The organism is Gluconacetobacter tumulisoli (genome assembly GCF_014174155.1).
Taxonomy (GTDB): Bacteria; Pseudomonadota; Alphaproteobacteria; order Acetobacterales; family Acetobacteraceae; genus Gluconacetobacter; species Gluconacetobacter tumulisoli.
Window position 1 is genome coordinate 323,543 of the sequence record NZ_JABEQM010000001.1, and the last position, 16,489, is coordinate 340,031.

A 16,489-nucleotide genomic window follows, 5' to 3' on the forward strand; every position below is an offset into this window, starting at 1 on the left:
AGGTCATGTCCGCAGTAGAACTGATCCTGCTCCAGCGCGTCGAGAAGCTGGGCCAGATGGGCGAGATCGTGAAGGTCAAGCCGGGTTACGCGCGCAACTACCTGCTGCCGCAGGGCAAGGCCATCCGTGCCAACGCCCTGAACCGCGAGCGGTTCGACCGCGAGCGCGTGCAGCTGGAAGCGCTGAACATCAAGCGCCGCGAGGAGGCCGAGCGCCTGTCCGAGCGGATGCACGGCCTGGTTGTCGTGCTGATCCGTCAGGCCGGCGACAGCGGCAGCCTGTACGGTTCGGTTTCGACCCGCGACATCGCCGAGGCGACGACCGCCGCCGGCCTGACGATCGCGCGTTCCCAGGTGCTTCTGGCCGATCCGATCAAGCAGCTGGGCCTTTATGAGGTCCGCGTTGCCCTGCATCCGGAAGTGTCGATTCCCGTCACCGTGAACGTGGCCCGTTCGGAAGAGGAGGCCGTGCGCCAGGCGCGCGGCGAGGCCATCGGCGTCGAAGACGAGGAGCCCTCGGGCTTCGTCGGGGAAGCCCACGCCGACGAGACGGCAGCCGAGGACGCGGCCGAGGCCTGATCAATCAGGCATCATCTGGCGCGTCCTGCGCGACAGACGGCTGAAAAGGCCCGGAAGAGCGCGCTCTTCCGGGCCTTTGTCTTTGGAAAGGCTGGGTAAAGTCCCGCTGCCGGTTCTTTACGGATCGTCATCCAGCGGTCATGTTTGCCATGCGACCTGCATGGAGAACCGCTCATGACGCCCGTAATCGACAGGGTCTTCCGCAGTTTTATCTCACGGGGACGGCTGGACGTCGTTTTTTCCGATGGAACGCGCCGCACCTATGTCGGTACGCCCGGGCCGGTGGCGGCGATGCGGATTCTCCACCCGTCGGTCGAGCGTCGGCTGATCTTCAATCCCGGGCTGGCGTTCGGCGAAGCCTACATGGACGGCGCCGTCGTTCCCGACGGCTGCACGCTCTATGACCTGCTGGACCTGCTGATGACCAACAGCATGGGGACCGGTCATGTCGGCGAGATGGTCGCCGGCCTGGTGCGCTACGGCAAGCGGGCCTGGACGCAGTTCAATCCGGCGTCGCGGTCACGGCGGAACGTTGCCCACCATTATGATCTGAGCGGCGCGCTGTACGACCTGTTCCTCGATCGGGACCGGCAATATTCCTGCGCCTATTTTCCGCGCGGGGACGAGACGCTGGAGGAGGCGCAGGAGGCCAAGAAACGGCACATCGCCGCCAAGCTGCGCCTGGACCGGCCGGGCCTGGAGGTCCTGGATATCGGCTGCGGCTGGGGCGGCATGGCGCTGACCCTGGCGCGGGATTATGGGGCGCGCGTGACCGGGATCACGCTGTCGGAGGAGCAACTGGGTGTCGCACGCAGGCGCGCGGCCGAGGAGGGGCTGTCCGACCGTGTCCGTTTCGAACTGGTGGATTATCGTGCGGTGACCCGGCGGTACGACCGCATCGTGTCGGTGGGCATGTTCGAACATGTCGGGATCGGGCATTACCGGCAGTTCTTCGGCATCGTGCGCGACGTCCTGGCCGAGGACGGCGTGATGCTGCTGCATTCCATCGGGCGCAATGACGGCCCGGGATCGACCAATCCGTGGATCGATCGCTACATCTTCCCCGGCGGCTATTCCCCCTCGTTGAGCGAGACCTTCGCGGCGATCGAGAAATCGGGCCTGTGGGTTACCGATTGCGAAGTGCTGCGGCTGCATTACGCGAAGACCATCGCCCTGTGGCGCGAACGCTTCGCCGCCAGCCGCGCGAAGGTCGCGGCCATGTACGACGAACGGTTCTGCCGGATGTTCGAATTCTACCTGGTCGGAGCGGAACTGTCGTTCCGGGTACAGGGACACATGAATTTTCAGCTGCAGATCACCCGGTCGATCGACGCCGTGCCGCTGACGCGGGATTATATGCTCGACACCGAACGGGCCGCGGCCCTGGGCGGCGTCGCGGACGATCCGGAGGAGTCCCAGGCGGTCGCGGTCAAGGCACCGGCCCGGCGTGCCGCCCGCAGGAAGACGGCGAAGACGGGCTGAACGGGATCAGCCGTCCATGCGCGCGGACCCGCCGATCCGTTCCAGGTGGCAGCGGGCCAGGCGATCGAATTCCGTGATGTCCAGCGTTTCGGCCCGGCGTTCGCCGCCGATGCCGGCGGCCTCCAGCAGGGTCTCGCCCCCCAGGGGGCGCAGCGCGCCGCGCAGCATCTTGCGCCGCTGGCCGAAGGCGGCGGCCGTGACCTGCTCCATGGCGCGAAACAATGCGGGGGCCGGCTGGGCCGCGTGGGGAGTCAGGCTGACGACCGCGGAATAGACCTTGGGGGGCGGGGAGAACGCACCGGGCGGGATCCGCATTACCAGCGCGCAGCTGCTGGTCCACTGCGCCAGGACCGCCAGGCGGCCATAATGCGATGTGTCCGGGGCGGCGCAGATCCGCTCCGCCACCTCCATCTGGAACATCAGGGTCAGGCGTTCCCATTGGGTCGCCTGCCGCAGCCAGCCGACCAGAAGCGGCGTCCCGACATTATAGGGCAGGTTGGCCACGATCTGGCGTGGCGCCGGGCACAGCGCGGTCAGGTCCTGGCGCGTGGCATCGGCCTCGACCAGATGCAGGCGTCCGGGGAACAGGGCAGCAAGCTCGCCGATGACGGCGACGGCGCGCGGGTCGATCTCCACCGCCGTGACGGTCTCGGCGGCGCTGTCCAGCAGGGCGCGGGTCAGGCCGCCTGGTCCGGGCCCGACCTCGACGACATGACGGCCTGTCAGGTCACCGGCCAGGGCGGCGATGCGCGTGGTGATGCCCGGGTCCAGCAGGAAATGCTGGCCCAGCGCCTTGCGTGCGTCCAGCCCGTGCCGGGCGATGACCTCGCGCAGCGGTTCGAGAGGAGCCGTCCCGCCGGGAACGGGGGGAAGGGAGGTCAGGAGCCGGTCCTCATGCCTTCGAGCGCATTTCGATGACGGCCCGGCGGTGCAGGTCGCGGTTCAGCTGCCGCGACGTCTGCTCGACCCGTTCATTCAGCAGCTGGTCCGCGATCTCGCTGGGTGTCTGCTGGGCGAAATTCCTCTGCTGGCGCCCGCAGATCATCAGGATTTCGATGCCTTCCGTCGAGACCAGCGGACGGCTGGCCTTGCCGTCAGACAGACCGGAAAGGATCTGCTGCATCTGCGGATTGATCCGTTCCAGCACCAGCTCGCCGGGGTTGGATGGCCGTTTTTCGCCGTACTTGCGATTGACCGCTTCCAGATCGGCGCACGACCGCGCGGTGGTCGCAACCTGTGTCGCCTGCTCCAGGGTCGCCCGCTGCTGCTCCGTCGGGTTCTGGGGGTTCAGCTGCGTCGTGAACGGCAGGAACGCCTGACGCAGCGACAGCACCGTGCCCATCTGGTGGCCGACGGTGCGGCGGCCATTCAGCGTCGCGATGACGAAGCCGCCTGCCACCCGGATGGGGTTGGAGATGGCGCCGATCGGCATCTGCCGGGCCACCGCCACGACCTGCGGGTCGAGACTGTCTTCCTGCACCCAGCCCATCATGCCGCCGTCCAGCGCGGTCTGGCTTTGCGAGAACTGGGCGGCGACGATGGGGAAGGGCGCGCCGTTGCGCAGTTCCTGGATGACCGTCTCGGTGAATTTCAGCTCGTTCTCGGAATGGCGGGGATCATCGACCGGGACGAAGATCTCGCTGATCATGTACTGCGGCTTGCCGTCCTCGTGCCGCAGTGCTTCCTCGCGCTGGGCGATTTCGGCGGCGGTGGTGCGGCCGCGCGATCCCATTTCCTCGCGCAGGACCTGCGTCCAGCCCAGCTGCACGCGGATCTGGTCGATCAGCGTGGTCAGCGAGATCCCGTCCTGCGCCAGCCGGTCGCGCAGCGCGTTCTGCGGCATGCCGTTGCGGTGTTCGATATCGGCGATCGAGGCCGCGATCTGCTCGGGCGGGACGTTGATGTGCCGCGACAGCATTTCCTGCTGGCGCAGGCGCTCGTCGATCAGCTGCCGGACGATCTGCGGGCGCAGGCGCGCCATGATCTCGTTGCTGACATTCAGGCCGGATGACAGGGCGAACAGGCGGCCGCGATTGTCCACGTCGCGGCGGGTCAGCACCGTGCCGTTGATGACCGCGACGATCGAATCCTGGTCGACGGCAGTCTCGTCCGCCTCCGCGTCCGGACCCGGCGGGGCGGCCAGCGCCGCGCTGCCCACGCAGGCTGCCAGCCCGGCCGCCAGGACGAACGACAGGGCACGCCTGCCGGGCCGGGCACCGTGCGGGGGGAATGCGGTCTTGGTGGAGCAGGCTCGCATGCTGTTCGGTCTCTCGCGCATCTGGTCAGCCATGGATACCAAAGGACCCGATGGTCTTGAAAGTCAGGGTGAACATAATGGTCGAATTGCGCTGCTGGCCGCCGATCGACGTGTATTGCTTGATATACATGATATTGAAGGCGAAGCAGTCATTCTGGTAGCCGGCGTTCCCGCCCATGGCGACGAACTGCTCCCGCGCCAGGCTGCGGCGGACGAATCCCGACAGGTGGTAATGCTGCCAGTTCGTCGAGGCGCCGAGCGTCAGTTCGTTCATTCGTGCGTCATAGGCCGCGGGCGGCGAGCCGGTCTGGATGTTGGTGGCGTAATAATAATACGGGGTCACGGGCTCGTAGACATAGCCGCCGGTGATGCGGAAATGGTCGACCCCCGTGCTGATCAGCCCGTCGCCGAAATCGATCCGCTTGGCATACGGATCGATGCGCATGCGGCCCGTGACGTCGATGAAGCGGTTCGGCGCGATGCGCGCACGGGCGACGACGTCCGACAAATGATGGTTCAGTCCCGAATAGGGAATGCGGTCGTGCTCGATATGTTCCTGGATGCTTTCGCCGACCAGCGTGTCGATTTCATGGCCGTTCCAGGTCCAGTTGCCATGGACGCCGAAATTGCCGCGCAGCCCGCCGTCCAGCCGGTCCGTTCCCGGGTAGCGGTTCAGCGAGAACAGCGTGGAATCGGTGAATTCGTAGCTGAGGCTGTCTTCGTTGGGCAGGTAGCTGTTCCGCCCGTTTCCGGTGTTGGGCGCCGCGATGATCTGGGCGATCGGTTCGAGGATCTGCGTGCCGGAACCCCGGTTGAAGGTGCGCAGGAACGGCCAGTTCATCTTCAGCGCGATGGTCGGCAGGACCTGCCCGGTGACCTGCCGGCGCGTCGTGGTGGCATAGAGTGGCTGTTCGTTCAGGGCCGTCGCCCGATGGATCGCGGATTCGAGATGCAGGGTCAGCATCCAGAGCTGCCCCAGTCGGTTGTGGAAGGGCCGGTCCCAGTTCATCGAGACCTGCCCGCGCTGGTCGGATACCCCGTTGGCGCGGTAGACGTAGAAATCGGTGGTATCGAGGGCGAAGCGCCCGCCCAGCGCGTCGGGGCGCCCGAAATAGCTGTAGGTGTATCGGGGCAGGACCCAGGGCAGGTCGCTGTTGCGGATGACGCCCTGGTTCAGCCCCTGGTAGGCCTGTGCGTCGATCCGCGAATAGGCCCCGGTGCCGAAGCCTTCGAGATAGACGTTGGACGACAGCGTTTCCTGGCCGTAGCCGGAAATGCGGTAGTCACGCATGTAGTTCGCCGAACTGGCCAGGTTGATGTTGGCGCCGGCGCGCCAGTTCCGCGAAATCGAGGCCTGGCCCTGCGCGAAGACATAGCCCTGGATGCCGTGGTCGTTGGTCGATCCGGCGGTGTTGCCGAACGTGTTGACGTAGGATCCCTGGCGGTGGGTATCGTACGCGACGCCGCCCAGGATGCTCAGCGTGCCGAAATTCATGATGTTGCGGTACTGGGTGCTGACCTGCGGTCCGGTGCGGGTCGACACCAGGCCCTGGATCGTCAGGTCGGACTGCCGGTCGATCACCCAGTAATAGGGAATGGTGGCATAGGCGCCCAGGTAGCGGTCGTGCGGCGTGATGCCCGGCGTCAGGAACCCGCTCTGCCGCCTGACGGAGGGATCGGACATCGAAAACGCCGGCAGATACATGACCGGGATGCCCAGCATGTCCACATAGGCATCGCGGAAATCGATGCGCTTGTGTTCGGTGTCGTGGATCGCGTCATAGGCGCGCAACTGCCAGAAGGGCGGGCGCTCCGGATGTTTCGCGCAGATCTCGCATGCCGTGTAGACCGCGCGGGCCATGTCGTTCACGCGCGCGCCGACCCGGCGCATGCCGTTGGCTGCCAGCTTAGCGTTTTCGGTCATCAGGATATGCAGGCGCGTGCTGATGCCGTCGCGCATGCCGTTGCTCAGTTCGGCATAGTCGGTGAACAGCACCGTGCCGTCGGGTTCGACGATCGCGACGTGGCCCGACGCGGCGGCAATGCCGGTATTGCGGTCATAGGTCACCGTGTCGGCGCGCAGGACGTGGTCGTTCTGCCAGATCTGGACGTTGCCCGACCAGGTCACGACGCCGTTGGGATTGTCATAATTGACGGTGTCGGACTGGAAGGTCACCGGGTCCTTGTCGGACATCGAGCCGCCCAGATCGACATGCACGGGCCGGACCTGCGCGCGGGCGCGATGGGTCTGCACCGCGGCGCCCGTCAGGGTCCCGGCCAGCATCGTGGCGGCCAGCAGCGTGCCGCGCGCCTGGGGACGCCGCCCCCGGACTGGGCCGCGGACGGGGCGAAACGGGCGGCGGGGATATGGGCTCGGCATTATCCGTCTTCTAGATGAAGCAGAAGAGAAACTGCAAGGCAGAGTCCCGCCCCCGTCGGGGCCCAGGCGGCCAGAAGGGGCGGCATGGCGCCGGAATCGCCGAACTGCGCGGCGACCTTGGAAATCGTGAACAGGGCGAACCCGGCGGCGATCCCGCTGCCGATCATGCGCGCGACGCCGCCGCGCCGCGTCGGGCGCATCGAGAATCCCGCCGCCACCAGCGCCATGGTGCCCGACAGGATCGGCAGGGTCAGCAGGGTCTGGAAATGCAGCCGGTGGCGGATGGATGAAAATCCCGACCGCTCCAGCAACGCGATGAATCCCGGCAGCGCCCAGACCGACAGCGTGTCGGGCGATGCGAAGCTTTCCTGAACGCGCGGCACGGTCAGGTCCGTCGGCAGGTCGAAATCCCCCACCGCCACGGGCAACCGGTCGGGATGGATGGTGCGTGCGTCCTCGAAGATCCATTTTCCGGCCGCGAGATGGCCGCGCGGGGCCTCGACACGGACGATCAGATGGTCGGCCTCGTCCAGTCGGAACAGGCTGATGCCGCCAATCTGCATGACCCCGTCCTGCAGGTGCACGGTGCGGGCATGCAGGATGGCGACCCCGCGCGGGCCCAGGCCGGTATCGGCCTGGCGGATCCACAGCGCCCCGTCGGCGAGGTCGAGCGGGCCGCCGCCGTTGCGCAGATAGACATGGTCCAGCGTTTCGGCGCGGCGGAACATCATGGAGGACAGCGGCGACAGGGCCCCGGTGGCCAGCATGCCGATCAGCAGGGCGCAGGACAGCGGCCCGGTCAGGAACTGCCAGGCGGAAATCCCCGCGGCGCGCGCCACGATCAGCTCGGACGAGCGGGTCAGCCGCCAGAAGCAGACGATGCCCCCCAGAAGGACGCCGAACGGCAGGATCTCGATCATGAAATAGGGGACGTGCAGCAGCGCGATCTCGCTGACCAGCGAGGTCGGCACATTGGGACGGGTCGCGACCCGCCGCAGCAGGTCGATGAAGTCGAACAGGGACACCAGCCCGGTCAGTGACAGGATCATCGCCGAGACCGCCAGCGTGAACTGGCGGGCGATGTAGAACGACAGCGTGACCGAGACGGTCATGGACGCGACGGTCCCATTGCCCCGGACAGGCCGGCATGCGGAGGCCGGCCGCGGCGCCATTCGGGCAGGAACAGGATCACCGCGCAGGCGATGCCGGGCAGGACGGCCTCGATCCACATCAGCGGGACCAGGCCGGTGTTCCGGCCCGCCAGGTTCTGCACCAGCAGGCTGAGGGCCAGCAGGCCCACGACGCTCATGATCGCCACCGCCGGGCGGATGATGTTGCCATGGCGCGAGAACGCCCCGCGCAGCACGCTCAGCAGGCCGATCATCGCGAACGAGAAGGCGGTGAAGGGCGAGGTCAGGCGCCGCCAGGCCTCGACGGCGAATTTGCCGCGATCGCGGGGCGAGACCTCCTGCGGATTGGGGTGCAGCAATTCGTGCAGCGACATCTCCGACGCGTCGCGGAAGCGGGCCTGGTCCCCGCGCGACGATGTCAGGTCGATGGTGTTGCGCTGGAACGTCAGGACGTTCAGCCGGCCGGTCTTGCGGTCGATTTCCTCACGCGAGCCGTTGAACAGGACGACGCGCGGCTGGTTGTCGATCACCAGCATCGTGCCATGTTCGGCCAGGATCGTGGCCTGGCTGGCGGGCTGGCGGTCGTCCTCGACCATGATGCCGTGCAGGGTGCCGTCCCGGTCGCGGGAGCGGATATAGACCGTCATGGTGTCCGACACCGGGGTGAATACGCCTTCCTGCAGCATGAAGGCAGCCATGCGGTTGCGGATCTGGAATTCGTACTGCCGGAACGCATGGTACGACATCGGGACGATCCAGACATTCAGCAGGAAGCACGCCGCGACCGACAGGCCGGCGCACGCCAGCCCCGGCCGGGCGATGAAGAAGGGCGACAAGCCCGCGGCCCGCATGACCGTCAGCTCGCGGTCGCCGGCCAGGCGCTGGTAGACGAACTGCACCACCACGAAGGTGGTGATCGGCAGGATGACGGCGACGAACGACGGCACCAGCAGGCTGGTCAGCCCGACGAAGACCCGCAGCGTCAGGCCCCGTTCGACCACCAGCGAGACGAAGCGCAGCGACTGGGTCAGCCAGATCAGCGCCGACAGGCCGCCCGTGGTCGCCACCAGCGCCAGAAGCAGTTGCCGCAGGACATAGCGGTCCAGCATCGGCAGGCGCGATCTCGGCGACAGGCTGGTGACGGACCGGGCGAACGACATATGCCTGTTTAGCTTTCCGCGGGGCAGGGTGAAAGCCCCGCGACATAAGTGCTATGCGACTGTTATGGAGGCGGATCGTCTTGCGTTCCGGACCCTCATGCGGGGGTGGATGGCTTGTCCGGCCCGTCGTCGGGCGGGAAGATCGCGCCAGGATTCATCACGCCGCGCGGGTCGATGGCGGCCTTGATCCGCCGCATGGTCGCCAGTTCCGCGCCGCCGCGCCAGCCCGGCATCATGTAGGGCTTCAGCCGCCCCACCCCATGTTCGGCGGAGAACGACCCGTCGAGGTCGCGCACGATCTCCGCCACCGCATCCATGATCCGGTGGTCCATTGCCAGGAAGGCGGCCGGATCCATGCCTTCGGGTTGCACCAGGTTGAAGTGGATGTTGCCGTCGCCGATATGGCCGAACGGCGCGGGGCGGATGCCCGGGACCAGCGCCGCACAGGCGGCCGAGGCCCGGGCGATCAGGTCGGGCACGTGCGAGACGGGGACCGACACGTCGTTCTTCACGCTGGCCCCGGCGCGGCGCTGTGCCTCGGCATGTTCCTCGCGCAGTTTCCACAGCGCCAGGCGCTGGCCCTCGCTTTCGGCGATGACGGCGTCGCTGACCGTTCCATCTTCCAGCGCGGCCCCCAGGACCTCTTCCAGCGCCGTGCGCAGGTCGGCGTTCGCCCGGGGGGTGGCCAGTTCGACCAGCACGTAGGCCGGGGCGGGTTCGGACAGGGGCAGGCTGGCGCCCGGCACCAGGGTGGTGACCAGGTCCATGCCGGCGCCGGACATGTATTCGAACGCCTGGATCAGGGCCGGGTCCTGCGCGCGGAAGGCCGCGAACAGCGCCAGCGCCGCCGTCGCGTCGGCCACCGCGCACAGTGCGGCCTCGACGGCGCGAGGCTGCGGCTGCAATTGCAGGATGGCGGTGCTGATGATGCCCAGCGTGCCTTCGGAGCCCACGAAAAGCTGCCGCAGGGCGTAGCCGGTATTGTCCTTGCGCAGCCGGCGCAGGCCGTGGAATACCTCGCCGTCCGGAAGCACGGCCTCCAGCCCCAGGACCAGCTCGCGCGCATTGCCGTAGCGGACGGTATTGTTGCCGCCGGCATTCGTCGCCAGCACGCCGCCGATCTGCGCCGATCCCTCGGACGAGATCGACAGCGGCAGCATCAGGCCGGCATCCCGCGCCGCGTCCTGCGCGGCCTTCAGCGTCACGCCGGCTTCGACTTCCATCGTCAGGTCGACCGGATCGATCCGCCGTACCCGGTTCATGCGCGACAGGCAGATGATGATCGCATGGCCCGAGGCATCGGGGGTTGCGCCGCCGACCATGCTGGTATTGCCGCCCTGCGGGACCATGGCAATGCCGTCGCGGCCGCACAGTGCCACCGCGGCCGCCAGTTCCGCCGTGGTCGCCGGCCGCAGCACCGCCGCCGCCCGGCCGTGATAAAGCGCGCGCCAGTCGGTGCAGAACGGGGTGACGTCCGACCGGTCGGTCAGCAGGCCGGCCGGTCCCAGCAGGTCGGCGAGGCGGGACAGCAGGTCGGCGGAGGGAGCGTTCGGCGCGGGGAAGGGCATGGCGATCGGTTCCGGTGGCAAGGTTCGGGCGGGGGGCGCGGCGGCCGCTTAGCCCGCGATGTAGGCGGCGTCAGTGCAGGGCGGCCGCGTCGCCCGGCGCGTCGAAGGCGTGATAGAGGCTGGTTCCGGCGATCCCCGCAAGGGCGCCCACGGTCAGCGCCACGGTGAACGTCAGGGCGATGACCGGTCGTCGCCGCGCCGCCGGGCGGGCCTTCATGAGCGACAGGGCGGCCTGGGTTTCCGCCCGGGCCTGCTGCGTCAGATAGAGCTGGGAGCGCAGTTCCTCGTTCCGCGCGCGGGCGTTGCGCAGGTCGAGGTCGAGCTTGTTCAGGCTTTCGGTCAGTTGCGCGATATGGGCGCGGGCGGCCTGCATTTCCGCGGCGCCCGCGCCCGTGCCGGCACGGGCGGCACGCGGGCGGGCCGGGGCCCGCGTGGGCGGATTGGGGGCGATCGCGGTGAACAGGTTCTTCAGCGCGCCGCCGGTCATGGCGTTCCTGCGCGCCCGGTTGCGGATCGCCTCCAGCGCGTTGGCGGACTGTCCCGGCTGATCCTCCAGCACCAGGGCCAGGATGTCCGAGAGGATCTTCAGTTCCTTGGGATCGAAGGCGTTGCTCATGGCCGTGCGTCAGCGGGAAGGGGAACAGGCGGCGATCATGCGGCCCGTCGTCGGACAGGACGTCATATCGGCCGGGGGGAGGCGGCGCGGCGCAGGCGGTCGCGGATGGCCAGGCCCAGGCCCACCCGGGGGATCGGCATCGCCGCGATCCGCGACAGGCCGCGCCGCGCGCCCTCGCTGTCCAGGAAGCGCAGTCCGGCGAACAGCCGGGCCGCGGCCTCGTCCAGCCGTTCCTCCGGGCTGAGGTTCCAGACCAGACCCGCCCCCGGGATTTCCGGCCCGAAGGCCAGCAGGGCCTCGTCGGGGGCGACGTCCTGCGCATCCAGGCGCACCGGCAGGCCCGGCGCGTAATGCGACGCCAACTGGCCGGGCGAGGTGGGCAGGGTGTGGGCGTAATCGTCAGGGTGCGAGATCGGGCCGCAGACTTCCTCCAGGGCCTCCACCGTGACGCCGCCGGGCCGCAGCAGCACCGGCGACGTGCCGGTCAGGTCCAGGACCGTGCTTTCCACCCCGACCGGGCAGGGGCCGGAATCCAGTACCGCGTCGATGCGTCCCTGGAGGCCGCGCAGGACGTGATAGGCGTCGGACGGGCTGACCCTGCCCGACAGATTTGCCGACGGCGCCGCGACCGGGCGTCCGACCGCGCGCAGCAATTCGGTGGTGACAGCGCCATGCGGCACGCGGAGCGCGACCGATGGCAGGCCCGCCGCCGCCAGGTCGGAAATCGTGCCGTCCGGCCGGCGTGGCAGCACCAGGGTCAGCGGACCGGGCCAGAACCGTTCGGCCAGGCGCCGGGCCAGGTCTGTGGGCACGCCTTCGCGGAAGGCGGCGTCGGCATCGGGGAAATGGCTGATCAGCGGATTGAAGCGCGGACGTTCCTTGGCCGCGAAGATGCGCGCGACGGCCGCGTCGTCGGTCGCGTCCGCGCCCAGCCCGTAGACGGTCTCGGTCCCGAAGGCGACCAGCCCGCCTGCCCGCAGCAGGTCGGCCGCCCGGGCGATCCCGGCGGCGTTTGCGTCCAGACGCTCTGTCATCCTGTCTCCGTTACTCGTCCTATCGTCACGGCTTCGGCCCGCGCTCGGCCTGCCCGGTCATGTCGGGCCGTCAGGCGGGATCATAGCCCGATATGGTCAGGAATGCTCCCGCTTTCCCGCGCAGATGAAGTGCGGATTGCGCCAGTGCGGCTTGCCGTAGCGCAGGGGCGCACCGTCCAGCAGGGTGACGGTTCCGCCGGCGGCCTCGACAACCGCCTGGGGGGCGGCGGTGTCCCATTCCATGGTCGGGCCCAGCCGGGGATACAGGTCGGCGCGGCCTTCCGCCACGCGGATGAACTTGGCCGCCGACCCGATATTGCCCAGCGACGCGATCGGATGCCCGCCCAGGAATGCCGACAGCCGCGGATCGTCGGCGTAATGGCGCGACGCCAGGACGGTCAGGCCCTCGACCGGTGCGGGGCGGACATGGATGGCGCGTTCGCCGTCGCGGTCGAACCGGCGCGCGCCCTCGGCGACATGGGCCGCGTACAGCTGATGGTAGGCCGGCAGCGCCACCGCGCCCAGCACCGCGCGGCCGTCGCGGACCAGGCCGATATTCACCGTGAAATCGTCGCGGCCGGCGGCGAATTCCCGCGTGCCGTCCAGCGGGTCGACCAGCCAGAAAATATCGCCATGCGCAATTTCGATGCCGGCCGCGGCCTCTTCCTCGGCAATGACGGGAATGTGTGGGGCCGCCGCGCGCAGGCCGGCCAGGATGTGGGCCTCCGCCGCGTGGTCGGCCTCGGTCACGGGGGACGAGTCGGATTTCGTAATGGTCTGGAACCCCCGCGCGCGGATCGTGCGGATCAGTTCCGCGGCTTCCCCGGCCAGTCGGGTGGCGAGGTCCAGAAGGTCCCGGTCGCCGGGGTGGATAAGGGAGGACGTGTTCATGCCGTCCGACTTAACCCACTCGCCGTCCGGCGTCATGCGTGTTTCTGCGCGCGTGGTCCCGCCGGCCGGGATCGGGCCCAAAGGATTTTGGACAGACGGGCGCGCATGCGTCATTCTGGACACGACATTCAGGGGACCGCGCCGTTCCCTCTCGTACCGGAGCGATCGCCCCATGCTGCAGATAAAGTTTTCCGCCGCCGACCTGCCCGCCGGCGGGACGTTGGCCCTTCTGGTGCCCGAGGACGGGCCGCGGCCGCCCTTGTTCGCGGCCGCCGACGCGGTGACGGGCGGGGCGCTGTCGCGCGCCGTCGCGGCGGCGGGGTTCGGGTTCGGCAACGGCCGGACCTGCATGATCCTGGCCCCGGGCGGCGGGTTCGACCGCATCCTGCTGGTCGGGCTGGGCAAGGCCGCGGAGATCGGCGTCCGCACGGTCGAGGCCGCCGCCGGCGCCGCCGTGACCGCGCTGGGCAAGCTGGCCGAGACCGCGACCCTCGCGGCCGACGGGGTGCCCGCCGCGCTGGTGGCCCATGCGGCCCACGGGGGGGTATTGGCCGCATACAGGTTCGACCGCTACCTGACCCGCATCCCCGAAGAGGCCCGCTGGCGGTTGGACAGCCTGGACGTCCTGACGCCGGCGGCGGCGCACGCGGCGGCGGCCTGGTCGGGGTTGTCGGCCGTGACACGCGGCATCTGCCTGACCCGCGACCTGGTCAGCGAACCCGCGAACGTCCTGCGTCCCCCCGAGTTCGCCCATCGGATCGACGCCCTGCGCGAACTGGGGGTCGAAATCGAGGTGCTGGACGGCGCGGCGATGGCCGAACTGGGTTTCGGCGCGCTGCTGGGCGTGGCGCAGGGCAGCGACGCGCCGCCCCGGACGGTGCTGATGCGCTGGAACGGCGCCGGTGCCGACGAGGCCCCGCTGGCCTTCATCGGCAAGGGCGTGACCTTCGATTCGGGTGGAATCTCGATCAAGCCGGCCGGCGGGATGGAGGAGATGAAGACCGACATGGCCGGCGCGGCCGCCGTTGTGGGGTTGATGGCGTCCCTGGCGGGCCGCAAGGCACGCGTCAACGTCGTGGGCGCGGTGGGTCTGGTGGAAAACATGCTGGCCGGCAATGCCCAGCGCCCCGGCGACGTGGTGCGGACCTGTTCGGGCCAGACTATCGAGGTCATCAACACCGATGCCGAGGGGCGGCTGGTCCTGGCGGACGTGCTCTGGTACGTCCAGGACCGCTTCAAGCCGCGCCTGATGGTCGATCTCGCGACGCTGACCGGCGCCATCGTCGTCAGCCTGGGGCATGAGCGCGCGGGCCTGTTCTGCAACGACGACACGCTGGCGCAGCGCCTGTTCGCGGCGGGCGAGGAAACCGGCGACCGCCTGTGGCGCATGCCGATCACCGAAGCCTACCGTGACGAACTGCGCTCGGACGTCGCGGACCTGAAGAACGTCGGCGGTCGGCCGGCGGGGGCGATCACGGCGGCGAAGTTCCTGGAGCATTTCGTCAACCAGGTGCCCTGGGCGCATCTGGATATCGCCGGCACGGCCTGGGCCCGGAAGGCGGCGCCCTGCACGCCCAAGGGCGCGTCAGGCTTCGGCGTCCGCCTGCTGGACCAGTTCGTCCGCGAACATTACGAGGGCTGAGCAAGGGGGCGACCGGGGCACGCCATGGCCGAAATCGGGTTCTATCACCTGACGCGATCGTCGCTGGAACAGGCCTTGCCGCCCTTGCTGGGGCGCACGCTGGAGGCGGGACGGCGCGCGGTCGTACGCTGCGCCGACGCAGGCCGGGTGAAAGAACTGGACGAAACCCTCTGGCGATCGGCCGACCCGGTCTGGCTGCCGCACGGGACGGCGGCGCTGGGGCATGCGGCGCTGCAGCCCATCTGGCTGACCGAGGGGGAGGACGCCCCCAATGGGGCGACCTTCCTGTTCCTGGTCGACGGGGTGGCCTGCCCCGATCCGAAATTGTTCGAGCGGATCTTCGATTTGTTCGACGGTGGCGATCCGGAGGCCGTGGCCGGGGCGCGTCGTCGCTGGACGGCCTGCCGCGAGGCTGGCCACAGCCTGGTCTACTGGCAGCAGCAGGCGAAAGGATGGGTCAAAAAAGCCTGAAAGACTGGTTTGAAATTCGTCCTGGTGGCGATCGGAGGCGCGTTTCCCATGCTTGGGTGCTTACGGTCGCGAAGACGATGCGGTGTTCGGAAACACGCGCCGGATGTGCCGCTGCGGGGCACTCCCACACATCAGGACGAATTTCAAACCAGTCTCCGACAGGCCCGTTTGTTATCAGAAGACGAAGCAATGACATGGCTGGCAGGACAAGGACGGGCATTGTCCGAGCCCGCCGGTCATGGACCGACAGATTGGTTTCCAAAGGCCCCTGGCCTTTGGCGGGTTTCAGGGCGACGCCCTGATGCGCCGGGGCCTGGGACACGCAATGGGAGGGAAAGCCGCATGATGGGCACCGTCACGTTTTCCGATGGCACGCAGGTTCCGGCACTCGGCATGGGGACATGGAACCTCGGCGACCGCGCCGACCGTCGCGCGCAGGAGATCGAAAGTCTCCGTGCCGGTCTGGATCTGGGACTGCGAGTCGTCGACACCGCCGAGATGTATGGGGCCGGCCGCTCCGAAACGCTGGTCGGGCAGGCGATCGCCGGCCGGCGCGACGATGTGTTCCTGGTGACCAAGGTCCTGCCGTCAAATGCGTCCCGCCGGGGCGTGGCGGAAAGCTGCCGGGCATCGCTGCGCCGCCTGGGCACCGAGCGGATCGACCTGTACCTGCTGCACTGGCCCGGCGCGGTGCCGCTCGAGGAAACGGTCGAAGGGTTCGAGCGGTTGAAGGACGAAGGGCTGATCGGGGCCTGGGGCGTGTCCAATTTCGACGTGGACGACATGGCGGATCTGCGCCGCGTTTCGTCGCCAGGCGACTGCCTGGCCAACCAGATTCTCTACAGTCTCGATTATCGGGGGGTGGAGTATGATCTGCTGGACGACGACCGCGGGCAGGGCGTCGTGACCATGGCCTATTCCCCGCTGGGCCAAGGTGGGGAATTGCTGCGCGCGCCCGTGCTGGCGCGTATCGCGGCGCGGCATGAAACGGCGCTGGGCCCGGCGACGCCGGCGCAGGTCGCGCTGGCCTGGGTCCTGCGCCAGCCCAACCTGCTGGCGATTCCCAAGGCCGCCAGCCTGCCCCACCAGCGCGAGAACGTGGCGGCGGCGGACATCGTCCTGACCGAAGCGGATCTGGCCGCGATCGACCGGTCGATGCCGCCGCCCCGGCGCAAGGTTCCCCTCGCCATGATCTGACCGGCATGGTTTGATGCCGCGCGGCCAGGTCCGGTCAGACATCCAGGGAATCTCCGCATCCTTCCGATTCTTCTTCTGCTTGT

General features: G+C 68.6%; 14 protein-coding genes. 5 read left to right on the plus strand and 9 right to left on the minus strand.

What is annotated here, in order from left to right:
- Positions 1-5 precede the first annotated feature (5 nt).
- Positions 6-578, plus strand: coding sequence for a 50S ribosomal protein L9 (gene rplI, locus HLH28_RS01490; protein ID WP_182953440.1), 573 nt, complete (start codon positions 6-8; stop codon positions 576-578).
- A 174-nt stretch (positions 579-752) separates the two neighbouring features.
- A complete protein-coding gene (locus HLH28_RS01495) occupies positions 753-2,060 on the plus strand; it encodes an SAM-dependent methyltransferase (protein WP_182953443.1) in 1,308 nt (435 codons plus the stop codon).
- Between the two features lie 6 nt (positions 2,061-2,066).
- Here HLH28_RS01495 and rsmA read toward each other — a convergent pair whose 3' ends face one another.
- The 9 genes from rsmA to cysQ all read right to left on the minus strand — a co-directional run bounded on the left by rsmA (position 2,067) and on the right by cysQ (position 13,096).
- Positions 2,067-2,942, minus strand: a complete 876-nt coding sequence (gene rsmA, locus HLH28_RS01500) for a 16S rRNA (adenine(1518)-N(6)/adenine(1519)-N(6))-dimethyltransferase RsmA (RefSeq protein ID WP_182953855.1) — start codon at positions 2,940-2,942, stop codon at positions 2,067-2,069.
- A 10-nt stretch (positions 2,943-2,952) separates the two neighbouring features.
- The gene (locus HLH28_RS01505) at positions 2,953-4,317 is read right to left on the minus strand and encodes a peptidylprolyl isomerase (RefSeq protein WP_246395572.1); all 1,365 of its coding nucleotides are present in this window, start codon (positions 4,315-4,317) and stop codon (positions 2,953-2,955) included.
- A 25-nt stretch (positions 4,318-4,342) separates the two neighbouring features.
- Positions 4,343-6,697 (minus strand): LPS-assembly protein LptD, encoded by a 2,355-nt coding sequence (locus HLH28_RS01510; RefSeq protein ID WP_408869798.1) that lies wholly within the window; start codon positions 6,695-6,697, stop codon positions 4,343-4,345.
- Positions 6,697-7,809 carry an LPS export ABC transporter permease LptG gene (lptG, locus tag HLH28_RS01515; RefSeq protein WP_182953447.1) on the minus strand — a complete coding sequence of 371 codons (1,113 nt, stop codon included), beginning with the start codon at positions 7,807-7,809 and terminating at the stop codon, positions 6,697-6,699. The genes HLH28_RS01510 and lptG overlap by 1 nt, the downstream gene beginning before the upstream one ends.
- Positions 7,806-8,987 (minus strand): LPS export ABC transporter permease LptF, encoded by a 1,182-nt coding sequence (gene lptF / locus HLH28_RS01520; protein WP_182953449.1) that lies wholly within the window; start codon positions 8,985-8,987, stop codon positions 7,806-7,808. The genes lptG and lptF overlap by 4 nt, the downstream gene beginning before the upstream one ends.
- A gap of 95 nt (positions 8,988-9,082) precedes the next feature.
- The gene (locus HLH28_RS01525; RefSeq protein WP_182953451.1) at positions 9,083-10,555 is read right to left on the minus strand and encodes an FAD-binding oxidoreductase; all 1,473 of its coding nucleotides are present in this window, start codon (positions 10,553-10,555) and stop codon (positions 9,083-9,085) included.
- Between the two features lie 70 nt (positions 10,556-10,625).
- Complete coding sequence (locus tag HLH28_RS01530) at positions 10,626-11,171, minus strand: hypothetical protein (protein ID WP_182953453.1); 546 nt, start codon at positions 11,169-11,171, stop codon at positions 10,626-10,628.
- 62 nt (positions 11,172-11,233) lie between these two features.
- Positions 11,234-12,205, minus strand: a complete 972-nt coding sequence (locus tag HLH28_RS01535) for an L-threonylcarbamoyladenylate synthase (RefSeq protein WP_182953456.1) — start codon at positions 12,203-12,205, stop codon at positions 11,234-11,236.
- A 96-nt stretch (positions 12,206-12,301) separates the two neighbouring features.
- A complete protein-coding gene (cysQ, locus tag HLH28_RS01540; RefSeq protein ID WP_182953861.1) occupies positions 12,302-13,096 on the minus strand; it encodes a 3'(2'),5'-bisphosphate nucleotidase CysQ in 795 nt (264 codons plus the stop codon).
- A gap of 172 nt (positions 13,097-13,268) precedes the next feature.
- Here cysQ and HLH28_RS01545 point away from each other — a divergent pair, with 172 nt between their 5' ends.
- From HLH28_RS01545 to HLH28_RS01555, 3 genes are all read left to right on the plus strand, one after another.
- Complete coding sequence (locus HLH28_RS01545) at positions 13,269-14,738, plus strand: leucyl aminopeptidase (RefSeq protein WP_182953458.1); 1,470 nt, start codon at positions 13,269-13,271, stop codon at positions 14,736-14,738.
- Between the two features lie 24 nt (positions 14,739-14,762).
- A complete protein-coding gene (locus HLH28_RS01550; RefSeq protein WP_182953460.1) occupies positions 14,763-15,209 on the plus strand; it encodes a DNA polymerase III subunit chi in 447 nt (148 codons plus the stop codon).
- A 342-nt stretch (positions 15,210-15,551) separates the two neighbouring features.
- The gene (locus HLH28_RS01555; RefSeq protein ID WP_182953462.1) at positions 15,552-16,406 is read left to right on the plus strand and encodes an aldo/keto reductase; all 855 of its coding nucleotides are present in this window, start codon (positions 15,552-15,554) and stop codon (positions 16,404-16,406) included.
- The last annotated feature ends 83 nt before the right edge of the window (positions 16,407-16,489 follow it).